Below are 16,481 nucleotides of genomic sequence, written 5' to 3' on the forward strand. Positions count from 1 at the left end.
GGGTGAACCTGGGTGGACCACCTTCTGACCGGCGGGCGAAAGCCTGCCGGACGGCGAAAGCAGGGACGGCTCATGGCGACTTTGTGCAGACCCTCGGTGTCCGTACCGGAACACGTGATCACGATGGAGGAGACGCTCGAGCTGGCACGTACGCACCACGCGGACCACCCCCAGCTCCCGCTGGCGCTCCGGCTCATCGAGAACACGGGCGTCCGCACCCGCCACATCGTGCAGCCCATCGAGGAGACCCTGAAGCACCCCGGCTTCGAGGACCGCAACAAGCTCTACGAGGCCGAGGCCAAGGCCCGCGTCCCCGCGGTGATCCAGCGGGCGCTGGACGACGCGGAACTCCTGACCTCCGACATCGACGTCATCATCTACGTGTCGTGCACGGGCTTCATGATGCCCTCGCTGACCGCGTGGCTGATCAACGAGATGGACTTCCAGAGCACCACCCGGCAGCTCCCCATAGCCCAGCTGGGCTGTGCGGCCGGCGGTGCGGCCATCAACCGGGCCCACGACTTCTGCTCGGCCTACCCGGAGGCCAACGCGCTCATCGTGGCCTGCGAGTTCTGCTCGCTGTGCTACCAGCCGACCGACCTCGGCGTGGGCTCGCTGCTGTCCAACGGCCTGTTCGGCGACGGCATCGCCGCGGCCGTGGTGCGCGGGCAGGGCGGCACCGGCGTCAGACTCGAGCGCAACGGGTCGTACCTGATACCCAAGACCGAGGACTGGATCGCGTACGACGTGCGCGCCACCGGCTTCCACTTCCTGCTGGACAAGCGGGTGCCCACGACGATGGAGCCGCTCGCCCCGGCCCTGCAGGACCTGGCCGGCACGCACGGCTGGAACGCCTCCGAGCTGGACTTCTACATCATCCACGCCGGCGGGCCCCGAATACTCGACGACCTCAGCAAGTTCCTGAAGGTCGAGCCGCACGCGTTCCGGTTCAGCCGGTCCACGCTCACCGAGTACGGGAACATCGCCAGCGCCGTCGTCCTGGACGCGCTGCGCCGCCTGTTCGACGAGGGCGGTGCCGAGCCCGAGGCGCGCGGGCTGCTGGCCGGCTTCGGTCCCGGCATCACCGCCGAGATGACCGTCGGCCGCTGGGCCCAGGGGAACGGGGGGGCCTGATGGCCGAGGAGACCCTCACCGAGACCCCGCCCCCGATCCGGCACTGGCCGGCCCTCGACCTGACCGGGACGGACTTCGACCCGGTGCTGGCCGAGCTGATGGAGGAGGGCCCGGTCACCCGCATCCAGCTGCCCAACGGCGAGGGCTGGGCGTGGCTGGTCACCCGGTACGACGACGTGCGCACGGTGGCCAACGACCCCCGCTTCAGCCGGGAGGCGGTCATGGGCCGCCAGGTCACCCGGCTCGCCCCGCACTTCATCCCCGACCGGGGAGCGGTCGGCTTCCTCGACCCGCCCGACCACACGCGGCTGCGCCGCTCGGTGGCCGCCGCGTTCACCGCCAAGGGCGTGGAGCGCATCCGCGACCGGGCACGCGCCCTGCTGGACGAACTGGTCGACGAGATGCTGCAGGACGGGCCGCCCGCCGACCTGACGAGTGCGGTGCTCAGCCCGTTCCCGATCGCGGTCATCTGCGAGCTGATGGGCGTCCCGGCCGCCGACCGGCACGCCATGCACACCTGGACGCAGCTGATCCTTTCCTCCGCGCACGGCAAGGAGGTCAGCGAGAAGGCCAAGCGCGAGATGAGCGCCTACTTCTCCGATCTCGTCGGGCTGCGTGAGAACAGCACGGCCGAGGACGTCACCTCGCTGCTCGGCGCCGCCGTGGGCCGGGGCGAGGTGACCCTGGAGGAGGCCGTCGGCCTCGCCGTCCTCCTCCAGATCGGCGGCGAGGCGGTCACCAACAACAGCGGCCAGATGTTCCATCTGCTGCTGAGCCGCCCCGAGCTGGCCGAACGCCTGCGCTGCGAACCGGGGATCCGGCCCCGGGCCATCGACGAACTGCTGCGCTACATCCCGCACCGCAACGCCGTCGGCCTGTCCCGGATCGCCCTGGAGGACGTGGAGATCGCGGGCGCGCGCATCCGCGCCGGCGACGTGGTCTACGTCTCCTACCTGGCCGCCAACCGCGACCCGGACGTCTTCCCGGACCCGGAGGACATCGACTTCTCCCGCAGCCCCAACCCGCACGTGGCGTTCGGCTTCGGCCCGCACTACTGCCCCGGCGGCATGCTGGCCCGGCTGGAGTCGGAACTCCTCGTGGACGCCCTGCTGGACCGGGTGCCGGGCCTGAGACTCGCCGTGCCCCCGAACCAGGTGCCCTTCCGCAAGGGCGCGTTGATCCGGGGCCCCGAGTCCCTGCCGGTTGCCTGGTGAGCGGACCATGACGGAGTCCGAGGGACTGCTCGTGCCGCCGGGCCACGGCCGTGTCGTGGAGACACCCGCCCAGCGCGTGACGTTCAAGGTCACCGGCACGCACTCGCGCATGGCCTCCACCTTCGAGGTGGAGGTCCCGCCGGGCTTCGACGTCGGCGCCCATGTCCACGCCCGGAGCGAGGAGTTGTTCTACGTCCTCGAGGGCGAGCTGGACGTCCTCGCCTTCGAGCCCCGCATCCGCACGCCCGACAACTGGCAGAAGTGGGAGTCGAGTTCGGGCAGCAGGGTGGTCCGGGCCACCCCCGGCACGGTCATCGTCGTGCCGCCCGGCTGCCCGCACGCCTTCGCCAACCCCACGGGCACACCGGCGAAGATGTTCTTCCAGACGTCCCCGCCGCCGGACCACGAGCGCTACTTCGAGGAGCTGCTGGAGATCCTGCGCGGCGACGGCCCGCCGGACCAGGAGGCGATCGAGGCGCTGCGGGTGAAGTACGACATCGAACAGCTCACCCCGCTGAAGCACGGGTGAGACCGCCGGACCGCGGTGAGAGCGGTGGCCGGAGGGGCGCGGAGGCACCCGCGCCCCTCCGGCGCTACCGGATCGGCATCCCCGACAGGGTCCGCGCGATCACCAGCCGCTGGATCTCGCTCGTGCCCTCGAAGATCGTGTAGATGGCGGCGTCCCGGTGCATCCGCTCGACGGGGTACTCACGGGTGTACCCGTTCCCGCCCAGGATCTGGACCGCCTGGGCGGTCACCTTCTTCGCCGTCTCGCTGGCGAACAGCTTCGACATCGACCCCTCGGCGGCGGTGAACGGCTTGCCGCTGACCGCCATCCAGGACGCCCGCCACACCAGCAGCCGCGCCGCGTCGATCTGCGTGCGCATGTCCGCCAGCTGGAAGGCGACCCCCTGGTTGTCGATGATCGGGCGCCCGAACTGCTCCCGGGTCTTCGCGTAGTCGAGGGCGACCTCGTAGGCGGCCCGGGCGGTGCCGACCGCCATCGCGCCGACCGCCGGCCGCGAGGCCTCGAACGTCGCCATGGCCGCGTTCTTCACCCGCTCGCCGCCCTGCCGGGCCCTCTCCCGGGCGCGGGCGAGCCGCTCGTCCAGCTTCTCCTTGCCGCCGAGCAGGCAGGAGCCGGGGACGCGCACGCCGTCGAGGACGACCTCGGCGGTGTGCGAGGCGCGGATGCCGTGCTTCTTGAACTTCTGCCCCTGGGTGAGCCCGGGCGTACCCGGCGGGACGATGAAGGAGGCGTGACCCTTGGACCCCAGCTCCGGGTCGACGACGGCCACGACGACGTGGACGTTGGCGATGCCGCCGTTGGTCGCCCAGGTCTTCGTGCCGTTGATCACCCACTCGTCCTTGGCCTCGTCGTACACCGCGCGCGTGCGCATGGAGGCCACGTCGGAGCCGGCGTCCGGCTCGGAGGAGCAGAAGGCCGCGACCTTCACGTCGCTCGGGTCGCCGTACATCTGCGGGATCCAGGTGCCGATCTGTTCCTCGGTTCCGTTGGCGAGAACGCCCACGGCGGCGAGGCCGGTGCCCACAATGGACAGGGCGATGCCCGCGTCGCCCCAGAAGAGCTCCTCCATGGCCATCGGGATGCCGAGGCCGGTGGGGTCGAAGTACTGCTGCGCGTAGAAGTCGAGGGAGTAGATGCCGACCTTCGCGGCCTCCTGGATGACCGGCCAGGGAGTCTCCTCACGCTCGTCCCATTCGGCGGCCGCGGGGCGGATGACGTCGGCCGCGAAGCCGTGCAGCCAGTCCCGGACCTCCTTCTGTTCGTCGTTGAGCTCCATGGTGAACTCGGCCATGTCCCCTCCAGTGGCAGCACGTGCGGTGGTACTAGTGGTGTTACTAGCGGTAACACGAGTCTGTTACCGACCAGTAGGAAAAGTCAACTCCTGATGACCCCTCGGCATCCCGTTCGATGTCAGGGCCATGGACAGTGTTAGTTTGCGCTGGCGTCACCGAATCAGCACGGGTGGGGAGAGCACATGGACACCACACAGCGGACCGATCAGCAGCGGTCCGCCGACCGCCGACGGCGCGAGCTGCTGGAGGCCGCGGACCGGGTGGTGCTGCGCGACGGCCCGCAGGCGTCGATGAACGCGATCGCCGCGGAGGCGGGGATCACCAAGCCGATCCTCTACCGACACTTCGGCGACAAGGGCGGCCTCTACGCGGCCCTGGCCACACGGCACACGGACGCGCTCCTGGCCTCCCTGCGCGCCGCGCTGGACGCTCCCGCCGACCGTCGCGAGCGGGTCGAGGCCACCCTGGACACCTACCTCGCGGCGATCGAGGCGCGCCCCCAGGTGTACCGGTTCCTGATGCACCCGGCCGAGGGCAGCGCGGGCGGCGACCACGGCTTCGACGTCGGCAAGCACTCGGCCCCGCTGCTGCGGCGGATGGGCGAGGAACTGGCGCAGGTCATCGAGGAGCGGCTCGACCTGGGGCCGGGAAGCCAGCAGCTGGCGCGGGTGTGGGGGCACGGGATCGTCGGCATGATGCACGCGGCCGGCGACTGGTGGCTGGGCGAACGCCCCTGTTCCCGCGCCGAACTGGTCCGCTCCCTCGCGGACCTGCTGTGGGGCCGGCTCGCGGCGGCCGGGGACCGGGTGGGGGGTCCCGGGTTCTGACGGTCCTTCGTCACCCCGCGGACGCATCAGCCCGCGTCGCGCGGCGATCCGCGGCCGGGTAGCGACCCCGCGCCGCGAGGGCCGTTTCCCACCCGCGCAGGCTCCGGACCCCGGCGCCCCGGGACCGTACGGGTCCCGGGCTCCGACGGCCGCTTGTCACCCCCACCCGACCTCGCCGCGCGCTTCCCCGCACCCGTGACCGGGGGCCGTCCGCGCGGTGCCGTCGCGCCCGGCGGTCCGCCGCAGCAGCCTGCGGGTGTGGTGGCGGGGAGGGCCCGCCCCTTTCCCGTTTCCCGCGCCGAGACGGTCCTGTGCGGAGCTGCTGCGGGTCAGCTCGCGGCGGCCGCAGACCGAGGGGGAGGTCCCGGGTTCCGACGCTCCTTCGTCACCCGTGCACCCGCCGGACCGCGTCGCGCGGCAAACCGGGAGGGACCCCGCGCTCCGACGGCCGTTCCCCACCGCAGACACGCCGGACCCCGCCGCCCGGTGACCCGGGACCGTACGGGCACCCGGGCGCTACGGCGGCCGTCCGTCACCCGGTAACGCGCCCGACCTCGTCGCGCGCTTCCCCCCGCTCCTCGCCGGGGGCGCCCGCGCGGTGCCAGGAGGTCCGGGCGATCTGCCGTGCCAGCCTGCGTCGGCGCCACCCCGTCAGGTGGTCCGCGTACACCCTGCCCTCCAGATGGTCGCACTCGTGCTGCAGGCACCGGGCGAAGAAGCCCGTGCCGTGCACCGTCACCGGCTCCCCCGTCACCGTGAAGCCCTCGACCACCGCGTGGTCGTAGCGCTCGGTGCCGGCCTCCAGTCCCGGCAGGGACAGGCAGCCCTCCGGGCCGCGGACCACCACGCCGTCCGTCTCCACCAGGCGCGGGTTGACCAGGTGGCCGAGGTGGCGGACGTCCTCGTCGTCGGGACAGTCGTAGACGAACACCCGCAGAGCGGACCCGATCTGGTTCGCGGCCAGGCCCACCCCCTGGGCCGCGTACATGGTGGCGAACAAGTCCTGCACGAGATCCTCCAGTTCGGGCCCGAAGCCCGTGACGTCCCGGCAGGGCTCGCGCAGGACGGGGTCCCCGAGCAGGATGAGGGGCCGGACGCGCCCGCGGGCGCCCGGGATGGAACCGTGTCGCATGGCGGCAAGGGTACGGTTCCCTCGGCCACGCCCGCCGCGCAGCGTGGGCCGGGATTCGGGTGTGCGAACGGATCTCGATAGGCTGAGGCCCACACCACGTTGCCGGATGGCTCACGCGCGGCGCGTACGCAAGGAGGATCGAGAACTGATGGCAGGCAACTCGGACCCGCTCTCGCCGCGGGCCAAGCTGGCCGTGACCGCGGGCAAGGCGGTCGCCGCGGCATCGCGGGCCGCGGGACGCGGCAGCGGGTCGGTGATCGGTGGCCGGGTGGCGCTCAAACTCGACCCCGACCTCCTCGCCCGGCTCGCGCAGAACCTGGACGTCGTCCTGGTCTCCGCCACGAACGGCAAGACCACCACCACCCGGCTCATCGCCGAGGCGCTGCGCGCCGCCGGCCCGGTCGTGTCGAACGCGCTGGGCGCCAACATGCCGGCCGGCATCACCTCGGCGCTCGCCGGCGGCTCGGACGCCAAGTTCGGTGTCATCGAGGTGGACGAGAAGTACCTGGCCGGGGTCGCCCGGGACACCAGCCCCAAGTGCATCGCCCTGCTCAACCTCTCCCGCGACCAGCTCGACCGCGCCGCCGAGACCCGGATGCTCGCCGAGAACTGGCGCGAGGGCCTCGCCGGGTCCAAGGCCGTGATCGTCGCCAACTGCGACGACCCGCTGGTCGTGTGGGCCGCCTCCTCCTCCCCGAACGTGGTCTGGGTCGCGGCCGGGCAGATGTGGAAGGACGACGCCTGGTCCTGCCCGTCGTGCGGCGGCGTGATGCAGCGCCCCGGCGACGACTGGTTCTGCGGCGAGTGCGGCTTCCGCCGGCCGACGCCGAGCTGGGCCCTGTCCGGCGACCACGTGCTGGACCCGCACGGCTCCGCCTGGCCGATCCACCTGCAGCTGCCGGGCCGCGCCAACAAGGCGAACGCGGCCAGCTCCGCGGCCGTCGCCGCCGTCTTCGGGGTGCCGCCGCAGGTCGCCCTGGAGCGCATGTACCAGGTGCAGGCGGTGGCCGGACGGTACGACGTCGTGCAGTTCCAGGGCCGTGACCTGCGCCTGCTGCTGGCGAAGAATCCGGCCGGCTGGCTGGAGACGTTCTCCCTGATCGACCCGCCGCCGACCCCGGTGATCCTGTCCGTGAACGCCCGCGGCGCCGACGGCACCGACACCTCCTGGCTGTGGGACGTCGACTACACGCGGCTGACCGGCCACCCGATCTTCGTGATCGGTGACCGCAAGCTCGACCTCGCCGTCCGGCTGGAGGTCGCGAACCAGCACTTCCAGGTCTGCGAGAACCTCGACGAGGCCGTCCAGGCGGCCCCGCCGGGCCGCATCGAGGTCATCGCGAACTACACCGCGTTCCAGGACCTGCGCCGCCGCGTCGGCAACTGATCATCGAAGGGCGATCACTCATGAGCGACAACCAACTGCGGCTGGTGTGGATCTACCCGGACCTGCTGAGCACCTACGGCGACCAGGGCAACGCGCTCGTCGTCGAGCGCCGGGCGCGGCAGCGGGGCCTGGACGTGGCCCGGCTCGACGTGCGCAGCGACCAGCCGATCCCGACGTCGGGCGACATCTACCTGATCGGCGGCGGCGAGGACCGCCCGCAGCGGCTCGCGGCCGAGCGGCTGCGCCGTGACGGGCACCTGCACCGGGCGGTGGAGAACGGCGCGATCGTGTTCTCCGTGTGCGCCGGCTACCAGATCCTCGGGCACGAGTTCATCAACGACCTCGGCCAGCGCGAGCCCGGTCTCGGCCTGCTCGACGTGGTGTCGGTGCGCGGCGAGGGCGAGCGGTGCGTCGGCGACGTGCTCGCGGACATCGACCCGCAGCTCGGGCTGCCCCAGCTGACGGGCTTCGAGAACCACCAGGGCGTCACCCACCTCGGCGCCACCGCCCGCCCCTTCGCCCGGACGCTGATCGGCAAGGGCAACGGCACCGGGGACGGCACGGAGGGCGCGTACAACGGGACGGTCTTCGGCACGTACATGCACGGGCCGGTCCTGGCCCGCAACCCGCAGATCGCCGACCTGCTGCTGAAGCTCGCGCTCGACGTCAACGCGCTGCCGCCGATCGACGACCGCTGGTACGAGGCGCTGCGCACCGAGCGGATCGCCGCCGCCCAGCAGCCCGCCTGAGCACGACCCCAGCGAGGTTCCAGCGTGGTGGGGCAGCTTCGTGGAGGGCCCGCCTGACAGGCCGTCCGCTCACATGTGCGGGCGCGTCCAGCAGGCGGACGCCCGCTACGGAGCGACCCCCTCACGCCGGTAGGGTGACCGGGAATCCGCCGGACGACGTGGTCCGGTTTCCCGGCCCACGTTGAGAAGGTATTTCGGGCTATGCGCATTGGTGTCCTCACGTCCGGCGGCGACTGCCCCGGCCTGAACGCCGTCATCCGGTCCGTCGTGCACCGTGCCGTCGCCGACCACGGCGACGAGGTCATCGGCTTCCGGGACGGCTGGAAGGGCCTTCTGGAGTGCGACTATCTCAAGCTCGACCTGGACGCCGTGGGCGGCATCCTCGCGCGCGGCGGAACGATCCTCGGCTCCTCCCGGGTCCGCCCGGAGCACCTGCGCGACGGCGTGGAGCGGGCCAGGGGCCATGTCGCGGAACTCGGCCTCGACGCGATCATCCCGATCGGCGGTGAGGGCACGCTGAAGGCGGCCCGGCTGCTGTCGGACAACGGGCTGCCGATCGTGGGCGTGCCCAAGACCATCGACAACGACATCGCCGTCACCGACGTCACCTTCGGTTTCGACACGGCGGTGGGGGTCGCCACCGAGGCGCTGGACCGGCTCAAGACCACCGCCGAGTCGCACCAGCGGGTGCTGATCGTGGAGGTCATGGGCCGCCACACCGGCTGGATCGCGCTGCACTCCGGCATGGCGGCCGGCGCGCACGCCGTCGTCGTCCCGGAGCGGCCCTTCGACATCGAGGAGCTGACGCGGAAGGTCGGCGCGCGGTTCGCGGCGGGCAAGCGGTTCGCGATCGTGGTCGCCGCGGAGGGCGCCAAGCCGCGGCCCGGGTCCATGGACTTCGACGAGGGCGGCAAGGACGTCTACGGCCACGAGCGCTTCGCCGGGATCGCGCGGCAGCTGTCCATCGAGCTGGAGCAGCGGCTCGGCAAGGAGGCCCGCCCGGTGATCCTCGGGCACGTGCAGCGGGGCGGCACGCCGACCGCGTACGACCGGGTGCTGGCCACCCGCTTCGGCTGGCACGCGGTGGAGGCCGTGCACCGCGGCGAGTTCGGCATGATGACGGCGCTGCGCGGCACCGACATCGTCATGGTGTCGCTGGCGGAGGCCGTGGAGAGCCTGAAGACGGTTCCCGCGGACCGGTACGACGAGGCGGAGTGCGTGCTGTAGGCCGCCCCGCCGTTCGCACTGCGGTTCGCCCGCGGACAACACGCCCCCGGTCGCAGCCGTGACCGGGGGCGGTTCTAGTCTTGGGGGCGGACAGACGCGTACAACCCCCACGAATCAGGAGCCGGCGGATGGATCACAGCGGGCACGGCATGACCATGGATCTGCCGCCGTTCACGCTGGGGCGAGGGCTGGAGTGGTCGGCGGACCCGTTCTTCCTGGTCGCCTGCCTGCTCGGCCTCGGGCTGTACGGCTGGGGCGTGGTGCGGCTGCGGCGGCGCGGGGACGCCTGGCCCGTGGCGCGCACGGTCTCGTACGTCGCCGGGGTGCTGACCATCGGCCTCGTGATGTGCACCCGGCTGAACGACTACGGCATGGTCATGTTCAGCGTGCACATGGTGCAGCACATGATCATCAGCATGCTGTCCCCGATCCTGGTCCTGCTGGGCGCCCCGGTCACCCTGGCGCTGCGCGCGCTGCCGACGGCCGGCCGGGGACGCAGGGGCCCGCGCGAGCTGCTGCTGGCACTCCTGCACAGCCGGTACATGCGGGTGATCACGCATCCGGGGTTCACGATCCCGATGTTCATCGCGAGCCTGTACGCGCTGTACTTCACCCCGCTGTTCGACTTCCTGATGGGGTCGAAGACCGGGCACGTCGCGATGATGGTGCACTTCCTGGCCGTGGGTGTGGTCTTCTTCTGGCCGATCATCGGCGTCGACCCCGGCCCGCACCGGCCGGGGTACCTGATGCGGATGCTGGAGCTGTTCGCGGGCATGCCGTTCCACGCGTTCTTCGGGATCGCGCTGATGATGGCGTCGACGCCGATGGTGGGGACGTTCCTGCACCCGCCGGCCTCCCTGGGCATCGACCCGCTCTCGGACCAGAACGCGGCCGGCGGCATCGCCTGGGGGTTCAGCGAGGTCCCCTCGGTGCTCGTGCTGATAGCGCTGCTGTTCCAGTGGTACGGCTCCGAGCAGCGCCAGGCCCGGCGCAAGGACCGCGCCGCCGACCGGGACGGCGACAAGGAGCTGGAGGCGTACAACGCCTACCTGGCCTCGCTCAACGGGCGCGAGGGCTGAGCCGGGGGTATGCCCTTGGGGCGGGAATCGGGGCACCATGGTCTGCGACGGACCATGAGGAGGGTGTCGCGATGCCCGGTTCCAGCGGTTCCATGAACGGTGCCACCAAGGCGATGGGGGCGATGACCTTCGGCGGGCTGGTCGTCGTGACGGCCTACACGGTCGCGCTCGGCAGCAACGGCTGGCTGTGGTTCGGCTGGGTGGTGCTGGGCCTGCTGACGCTCGCACTGGTGGTCACCCGGTCGTAGCGCCCCGGTCGCGGGGCGGCCGTGGCGGGCGTGGCTGATTACAGTGCCCGCATGAACAGCAGGGCCGCGTCCTTCGACGACCTCGACCGCAGAATCGTCACCGCGCTGATGGCGAACGCCAGGACCAGCTTCGCCGAGATCGGCGCGGCGATCGGACTGTCCTCCACCGCGGTGAAGCGGCGCGTGGACCGGCTCCGGGAGACCGGGGTGATCACCGGGTTCACGGCCACCGTGCAGCCCTCCGCCCTCGGCTGGCGCACGGAGGCGTACGTCGAGGTGTACTGCGAGGGCGCGGCCCCGCCGCGCCGTCTGGCGGAGGTCGTCCGCAACCACCCGGAGATCACCGCGGCCATGACGGTGACCGGCGGCGCCGACGCGCTGCTGCACGTGCGGGCCCGGGACGTGGAGCACTTCGAGGAGGTGCTGGAGCGGATCCGCGTGGAGCCGTTCATCCGGAAGACGATCAGCGTGATGGTGCTGTCCCACCTCCTCCCGGAAAGCCCCGAAGCGGGCGCCACCCACGCGGCACCGGAGTGAGCCGGCTCATGCGCAGCACTCGTGCGTCCTACCCGGTGAAGACGCAGTGATCCTGCACCTGTGCGCAGCCTTCGTCGCTTGTCGTCCGTCCGCGTCGCTTCATACCTTTGTGTCACCCCTCAGTGACACACAGGAAAGCGGAGGAAAACCTCTGTGTCCGACACACGTGTGCCGCGCCCTCGGCGCTTCCTCGTCTGCGAACCCAGACACTTCGCCGTGCAGTACGCGATCAATCCCTGGATGCATCCCGACCGGCCGGTCGACGTGGATCTCGCCCAGGAGCAGTGGCAGGAGCTGATCCGCGTCTACCGTGCCCACGGGCACACCGTCGAGTCGGTCGAGCCCGTGCCCGGGCTGCCCGACATGGTCTTCGCCGCCAACGCGGCCTGCGTGGTCGGCGGCCGGGTCTTCGGCTCCCTGTTCCACGCGCCGGAGCGGCGCCCCGAGTCGGTGCACTACGACACCTGGTTCAAGGCGGCCGGCTACGACGTCTACCGGCCCGAGTCGGTGACCGAGGGCGAGGGCGACCTGGTGTGGACCGGCCGGTACGTGCTGGCCGGCACCGGGTTCCGCACCACCCGGGAGGCCCATCGGGAGGCCCAGGAGTTCCTCGGCCACCCGGTGGTCGCCCTGAGCCTGGTGGACCCGTACTTCTACCACCTGGACACGGCGCTGTTCGTCCTCGACGACGACAACATCGTCTACTACCCGGAGGCCTTCTCCCCCGGCAGCCGCGAGGTGCTCAGGCGGCTGTACCCGGACGCCGTGCTCGCCACCCGCGAGGACGCGATGGCCTTCGGCCTGAACTCGGTGTCCGACGGCCGGCACGTCTTCATCGCGCCCCGGGCCGAGGCGCTGGCCGCTCGTCTGGCCGACCATGGTTATGTCCCCGTCCCCGTCGACCTGTCGGAGTTCCACAAGGCCGGCGGCGGCATCAAGTGCTGCACCCAGGAGATCCGCTGATGACCGCGCCCACCCGTGCCACCACCCGCACGCGTACGTCCGCCGACCTGATCCGGGCGGAGGAGCCGGTCCTCGCGCACAACTACCACCCCCTGCCCGTGGTCGTCGCCCGGGCCGAGGGCACCTGGGTGGAGGACGTCGAGGGCCGCCGCTACCTGGACATGCTGGCGGGCTACTCGGCCCTCAACTTCGGCCACCGGCATCCGGCGCTGATCGAGGCCGCGCACCGCCAGCTCGACCAGCTGACCCTGACCTCGCGCGCCTTCCACAACGACCGGCTCGCCGGTTTCGCCGAGCGGCTCGCGGAGCTGACCGGCCTGGACATGGTGCTGCCGATGAACACCGGCGCGGAGGCGGTGGAGAGCGGCGTCAAGGTCGCCCGCAAGTGGGCGTACGACGTCAAGGGCGTCCCCGCCGACCGGGCGACGATCGTGGTCGCGGCGGACAACTTCCACGGCCGTACGACGACCATCGTCAGCTTCTCCACCGACGAGACGGCCCGGGCCGGCTTCGGTCCGTTCACGCCCGGCTTCCGGATCGTGCCGTACAACGACCTGGCCGCGCTGGAGGAGGCGGTCGACGAGACGACGGCGGCCGTGCTCATCGAGCCCATCCAGGGCGAGGCCGGGGTGATCATCCCGGACGAGGGCTATCTGGCCGGTGTCCGGGAGCTGACCCGGCGCAAGGGCTGCCTGTTCGTCGCGGACGAGATCCAGTCGGGCCTCGGCCGCACCGGCCGCACCCTCGCCGTCGAGCACGAGGACGTCGTCCCGGACGTGCTGCTGCTCGGCAAGGCGCTGGGCGGCGGCATCGTGCCGGTGTCCGCGGTGGTGGCCCGGCGGGAGGTGCTGGGCGTGCTGCGCCCGGGCGAGCACGGCTCCACGTTCGGCGGCAACCCGCTGGCGGCGGCGGTCGGCACGGCCGTGGTCGAGCTGCTGGAGACCGGTGAGTTCCAGCGGCGCGCGGCCGAGCTGGGGGTCGTCCTGCGGGACGGTCTGGCCGAGCTGGTCGGCAAGGGCGTGACCGGGTTCCGGGCGCGCGGGCTGTGGGCGGGCGTCGACGTCGACCCGGCGCTCGGCACCGGCCGCGAGATCAGCGAGCGCCTGATGCGGGAGGGGGTCCTGGTCAAGGACACCCACGGCTCCACGATCCGGCTCGCTCCCCCGCTGACCATCACGGCGGAGGAGCTGCGCTCGGCGCTGGGCGCGCTGGAGAAGGTCCTCGGCGAGACCGGCTGAGACGGGGGCGGGGACCGGCCGGCACCCGTCCGGCCGGTCCCCGCCCACTCGGTCGGCCCGATCCGGGAACCGTGGGCCCCGTCAGGGGGCCACGGCCCGGCCGGTCTGGGGGGAGATCCGCCCGGCGCACAGGCCCTTGGCCGCCAGGGTCTGGGCGATGCGCGGGATCGCGGCGAGCGTGTTGGCGGGCCATTCGTGCATGAGGATGATCTGGCCGTTCGTCAGCCGGGCGTTGGCCTGCACGATCGCGTCGACGCTCGCGCCGTTCCAGTCCTGGGAGTCGACGTCCCAGATGATCTGGGTCAGGTGGTACTTGGCCTCGACGGCCTGCACCGTCGCGTTGGTCTCGCCGTACGGCGGGCGGAACAGCTGCGGGGTGCCACCGCCCGCGGCCGCGATGGCCTGCTGGGTGCGGGAGATCTCGGAGTCTGCCTGCGCCTGGCTCAGCTGGGTCAGGTGCGGATGGGTGTAGCTGTGGTTGCCGACCCACATGCCGGCGCCGACCTCGGCCCGGACCTGGGCGGGGTAGGCGGCGGCGTACTGGCCTTCGTTGAACATCGTGGCCCGCAGCCCGTACTGCCTCAGCGCGCCCAGCAGGGCCGGGGTGTGGGCGTTGGACGGGCCGTCGTCGAAGGTCAGTCCGACGTACCCGGCGCAGGTGGCTGCCCGCGCGGGCGTGGCGTCGGCGGCGAACGTGACGGTGCCGGCCACGGCCGTCGCCGCGACGGCCAGTGCGGTGACCGGGAAACGTGGTGTGGTGCGCATGCGGGTGCGTCCTCCTCGTGTCGGCGGCTCGGGTGCGGTCGGGGGCCCGGGGGGAAGTGGGCTCACCCGCTCACGGTGATGTTGGAGGACCCGCTGCTCTGGTAGCCCTCGGTGGCCAGGATCATGTAGTAGCTGAAGCTGCCGAGCGGCATGCCGTAGCGCGCCCAGGCGTCGAAGTGGTTGCCGGTGGTGATGGTTCCGCCGGTCCGCTTGGACTGCCGGACGCTCCAGTACTGGTTGAAGGTCCTGGTGCCTTCCACGGAGGGGGCGTTGTACCGGGTCGTCTGATAGACGTCGTACGTGCCGCCGTCGCTGTAGACGGTCCCCTTGTAGGTGCCGGTGGGCCGGTAGGTGCCCCAGTTGTCGACGATGTAGTACTCGACGAGCGGGTTCGAGGTCCACCCGTACAGGGACAGGTAGCCGTTGCCGGAGGGGCTGAAGCCGCCCGAGTACTGCACGTTCCTGCGTCCGCCGTTGCTCCAGCCCTTGCCCGCGACGAAGTTGCCGCAGTTGCGCCACGAGGTGCTGTAGTTGCCGCCGGAGCCCAGGGTCATGGAGACCGAGCCGCCGCCGTCGGTCCAGAACGAGTAGTAGAAGCCGTTGTTGGTGCCGGTCTGGCTCGTGGTGATGGTCGTGGCGGCGTGGGCGGTGCCGGGCAGCAGCAGCCCGGACGCGGAGGCGGCCAGCGTGAAGGCGCCGGCCCGGCCGAGGAAACCCCTGCGGCTCATGGGAGGGGCGGGGATGTTGTCCAGGTCCATGCTCTCTCCTTGTGTGCTTGACATATGCATGCCATACGACGCCATGGAGTGGCCCGCGTTACGGGGCGTTCGATTGCTGGTGAGTATGCGCTCGCATCGAAATGACGGTCAATGCGCCCGTTTCCGAAACTTCATCGAAACTCTGTTGTCGCAGTCCCGGAGATGCGGCGAAACTTTCGGATTTCCTGCTGCCGAGCCGCCCACCGGTCCCTTCTTCGCCGCAGCACTGCGGAAGAGTCATTCGAAAGTTGCGGTGACGGATTGTGCAGGGGCCGCCTTCAGCGATGCGCGGGCGGCGCCGTGCTCTGGCGGACCACCAGATGCGTGGCCAGTTCGATGCGCTGGGCGGCCCTCTTGGCGTTCGCGGGCCTGAGCAGCATGCGGACGGCCTCCTCGGCCATGCGCTGGAGCGGCTGGTGCACCGTGGTCAGGGGCGGGCTCGACCACTGGGCCGGCGGCACGTCGTCGTAGCCCACCACCGACAGCTCCCCGGGCACGCTCAGACCCAGCACCCGCGCGGCCTCCAGGACGCCGAGTGCCTGCAGGTCGCTTCCGGCGAAGATCGCCGTCGGCCGGTCCGGCCGCCGCAGCAGGTCCATGGCGTGCTCGAAACCGCCCCGGACGTGGAAGTCGCCGAACCGCACCAGTTCCGGCCCGGCGTCCAGGCCGGCCATCGCCATCGCCGAGCGGTACCCGTCCAGCCGGGCCAGTGAGCACATCAGGTCCTCGGGGCCGGTGACGATCGCGACGCGCCGGTGCCCCTGGTCGGTGAGGTGGCGCGTGGCCGCCAGCCCGCCGGCCCAGTTGGCGGAACCGACGGACGGGACGTCCGGGTCGGGATCGCCGGCCGGGTCCACGATGACGAACGGGATGGCGCGGGAGACCAGTTGCCGCTTCACGCTCTCCGGCAGGGTCGAGAAGACCAGGAGGACACCCAGGGGCCGGCGGCGCAGCACTCCCTCGATCCACTCCGGGCCGGGAGCCTGCCGGGTCCCGCTCTCGGTGAGCGCGACGGTCGCGCCGCTCCTCTTGGCGACGTTCTCCGCACCCCGGATGAGCTCCATGGCCCAGACGCTCTCCAGCTCGTGGAACACGATCTCGATCAGGGCGGCCGGCGGCGATCCCCGGGTGCGACGGCGGTAGCCGTGGACCTCCAGGAGCTGCTCGATCCTGGCCCGGGTCCCGGGTGAGACATCCGAACGACCGTTGAGCACCTTCGAAACTGTCGGGAGGGAGACACCGGCCTCCCTGGCCACGGCGGCCAGGGTGACTCTGCGCCCTGCCTCGTCTTCTGTGTGCATGGGCGCAGCTTAGGGGATGGGCGGGCGGTAACGGTTTGGCTGCGTGCGTGCACGACCGTTGACCAGTTCTCCGCTCTGCCCCTACTGTCCAGCCGCATGAC

Annotated in this window: 17 protein-coding genes; 12 read left to right on the forward strand and 5 right to left on the reverse strand. The window is 71.5% G+C overall.

Features of this window, described 5'->3' with window-relative positions:
- Positions 1–72: 72 nt before the first annotated feature.
- From AQJ66_RS06675 to AQJ66_RS06685, 3 genes are read left to right on the forward strand one after another with little or no spacing between them, the layout of a single operon-like run.
- The gene (locus AQJ66_RS06675) at positions 73–1,134 is read left to right on the forward strand and encodes a type III polyketide synthase (RefSeq protein ID WP_061917971.1); all 1,062 of its coding nucleotides are present in this window, start codon (positions 73–75) and stop codon (positions 1,132–1,134) included.
- Complete coding sequence (locus tag AQJ66_RS06680) at positions 1,134–2,348, forward strand: cytochrome P450 (RefSeq protein WP_061917973.1); 1,215 nt, start codon at positions 1,134–1,136, stop codon at positions 2,346–2,348. Before AQJ66_RS06675 ends, AQJ66_RS06680 begins: the two co-directional genes overlap by 1 nt.
- A 7-nt stretch (positions 2,349–2,355) precedes the next feature.
- Positions 2,356–2,877, forward strand: coding sequence for a cupin domain-containing protein (locus tag AQJ66_RS06685; RefSeq protein WP_061917975.1), 522 nt, complete (start codon positions 2,356–2,358; stop codon positions 2,875–2,877).
- 64 nt (positions 2,878–2,941) lie between these two features.
- Here AQJ66_RS06685 and AQJ66_RS06690 read toward each other — a convergent pair whose 3' ends face one another.
- Entirely contained in the window at positions 2,942–4,168 is a 1,227-nt protein-coding gene (locus AQJ66_RS06690; protein WP_061917976.1) for an acyl-CoA dehydrogenase family protein, read from the reverse strand.
- Positions 4,169–4,351: 183 nt separating this feature from the next.
- On the opposite strand from AQJ66_RS06690, the gene AQJ66_RS06695 reads away from it, so the two are divergent.
- Positions 4,352–4,996 carry a TetR/AcrR family transcriptional regulator gene (locus AQJ66_RS06695; RefSeq protein WP_061917978.1) on the forward strand — a complete coding sequence of 215 codons (645 nt, stop codon included), beginning with the start codon at positions 4,352–4,354 and terminating at the stop codon, positions 4,994–4,996.
- 532 nt (positions 4,997–5,528) lie between these two features.
- On the opposite strand, the gene def is transcribed toward AQJ66_RS06695, so the two are convergent.
- The gene (gene def, locus AQJ66_RS06700; protein ID WP_061917980.1) at positions 5,529–6,128 is read right to left on the reverse strand and encodes a peptide deformylase; all 600 of its coding nucleotides are present in this window, start codon (positions 6,126–6,128) and stop codon (positions 5,529–5,531) included.
- A gap of 148 nt (positions 6,129–6,276) precedes the next feature.
- On the opposite strand from def, the gene AQJ66_RS06705 reads away from it, so the two are divergent.
- The 8 genes from AQJ66_RS06705 to rocD all read left to right on the forward strand — a co-directional run bounded on the left by AQJ66_RS06705 (position 6,277) and on the right by rocD (position 13,556).
- Positions 6,277–7,515 carry a MurT ligase domain-containing protein gene (locus AQJ66_RS06705; protein ID WP_061917983.1) on the forward strand — a complete coding sequence of 413 codons (1,239 nt, stop codon included), beginning with the start codon at positions 6,277–6,279 and terminating at the stop codon, positions 7,513–7,515.
- 20 nt (positions 7,516–7,535) lie between these two features.
- Positions 7,536–8,264: a type 1 glutamine amidotransferase gene (locus AQJ66_RS06710; RefSeq protein ID WP_061917985.1), complete on the forward strand. Its 729-nt coding sequence runs from the start codon at positions 7,536–7,538 to the stop codon at positions 8,262–8,264.
- 201 nt (positions 8,265–8,465) lie between these two features.
- Entirely contained in the window at positions 8,466–9,491 is a 1,026-nt protein-coding gene (locus AQJ66_RS06715) for a 6-phosphofructokinase (RefSeq protein WP_061917987.1), read from the forward strand.
- Positions 9,492–9,619: 128 nt separating this feature from the next.
- The gene (locus tag AQJ66_RS06720; protein WP_061917989.1) at positions 9,620–10,570 is read left to right on the forward strand and encodes a cytochrome c oxidase assembly protein; all 951 of its coding nucleotides are present in this window, start codon (positions 9,620–9,622) and stop codon (positions 10,568–10,570) included.
- A 71-nt stretch (positions 10,571–10,641) separates the two neighbouring features.
- Positions 10,642–10,818, forward strand: coding sequence for a hypothetical protein (locus tag AQJ66_RS38205; protein ID WP_107118871.1), 177 nt, complete (start codon positions 10,642–10,644; stop codon positions 10,816–10,818).
- Positions 10,819–10,869: 51 nt separating this feature from the next.
- Positions 10,870–11,355, forward strand: a complete 486-nt coding sequence (locus AQJ66_RS06725; protein WP_061917991.1) for an Lrp/AsnC family transcriptional regulator — start codon at positions 10,870–10,872, stop codon at positions 11,353–11,355.
- Between the two features lie 153 nt (positions 11,356–11,508).
- Entirely contained in the window at positions 11,509–12,318 is an 810-nt protein-coding gene (ddaH, locus tag AQJ66_RS06730; protein ID WP_079060095.1) for a dimethylargininase, read from the forward strand.
- Positions 12,318–13,556: an ornithine--oxo-acid transaminase gene (gene rocD / locus AQJ66_RS06735; RefSeq protein ID WP_061917995.1), complete on the forward strand. Its 1,239-nt coding sequence runs from the start codon at positions 12,318–12,320 to the stop codon at positions 13,554–13,556. The genes ddaH and rocD overlap by 1 nt, the downstream gene beginning before the upstream one ends.
- An 81-nt stretch (positions 13,557–13,637) precedes the next feature.
- Here the strand turns inward: rocD and AQJ66_RS06740 are convergent, their stop codons facing one another.
- The 3 genes from AQJ66_RS06740 to AQJ66_RS06750 all read right to left on the reverse strand — a co-directional run bounded on the left by AQJ66_RS06740 (position 13,638) and on the right by AQJ66_RS06750 (position 16,380).
- The gene (locus AQJ66_RS06740) at positions 13,638–14,321 is read right to left on the reverse strand and encodes a polysaccharide deacetylase family protein (RefSeq protein ID WP_061917997.1); all 684 of its coding nucleotides are present in this window, start codon (positions 14,319–14,321) and stop codon (positions 13,638–13,640) included.
- Between the two features lie 62 nt (positions 14,322–14,383).
- Entirely contained in the window at positions 14,384–15,079 is a 696-nt protein-coding gene (locus AQJ66_RS06745; protein ID WP_061917999.1) for a glycoside hydrolase family 11 protein, read from the reverse strand.
- 278 nt (positions 15,080–15,357) lie between these two features.
- Positions 15,358–16,380, reverse strand: a complete 1,023-nt coding sequence (locus AQJ66_RS06750) for a LacI family DNA-binding transcriptional regulator (protein ID WP_079060096.1) — start codon at positions 16,378–16,380, stop codon at positions 15,358–15,360.
- Between the last annotated feature and the right edge of the window lie 101 nt (positions 16,381–16,481).

The organism is Streptomyces bungoensis, assembly GCF_001514215.1.
In the GTDB taxonomy this organism is placed as follows: domain Bacteria; phylum Actinomycetota; class Actinomycetes; order Streptomycetales; family Streptomycetaceae; genus Streptomyces; species Streptomyces bungoensis.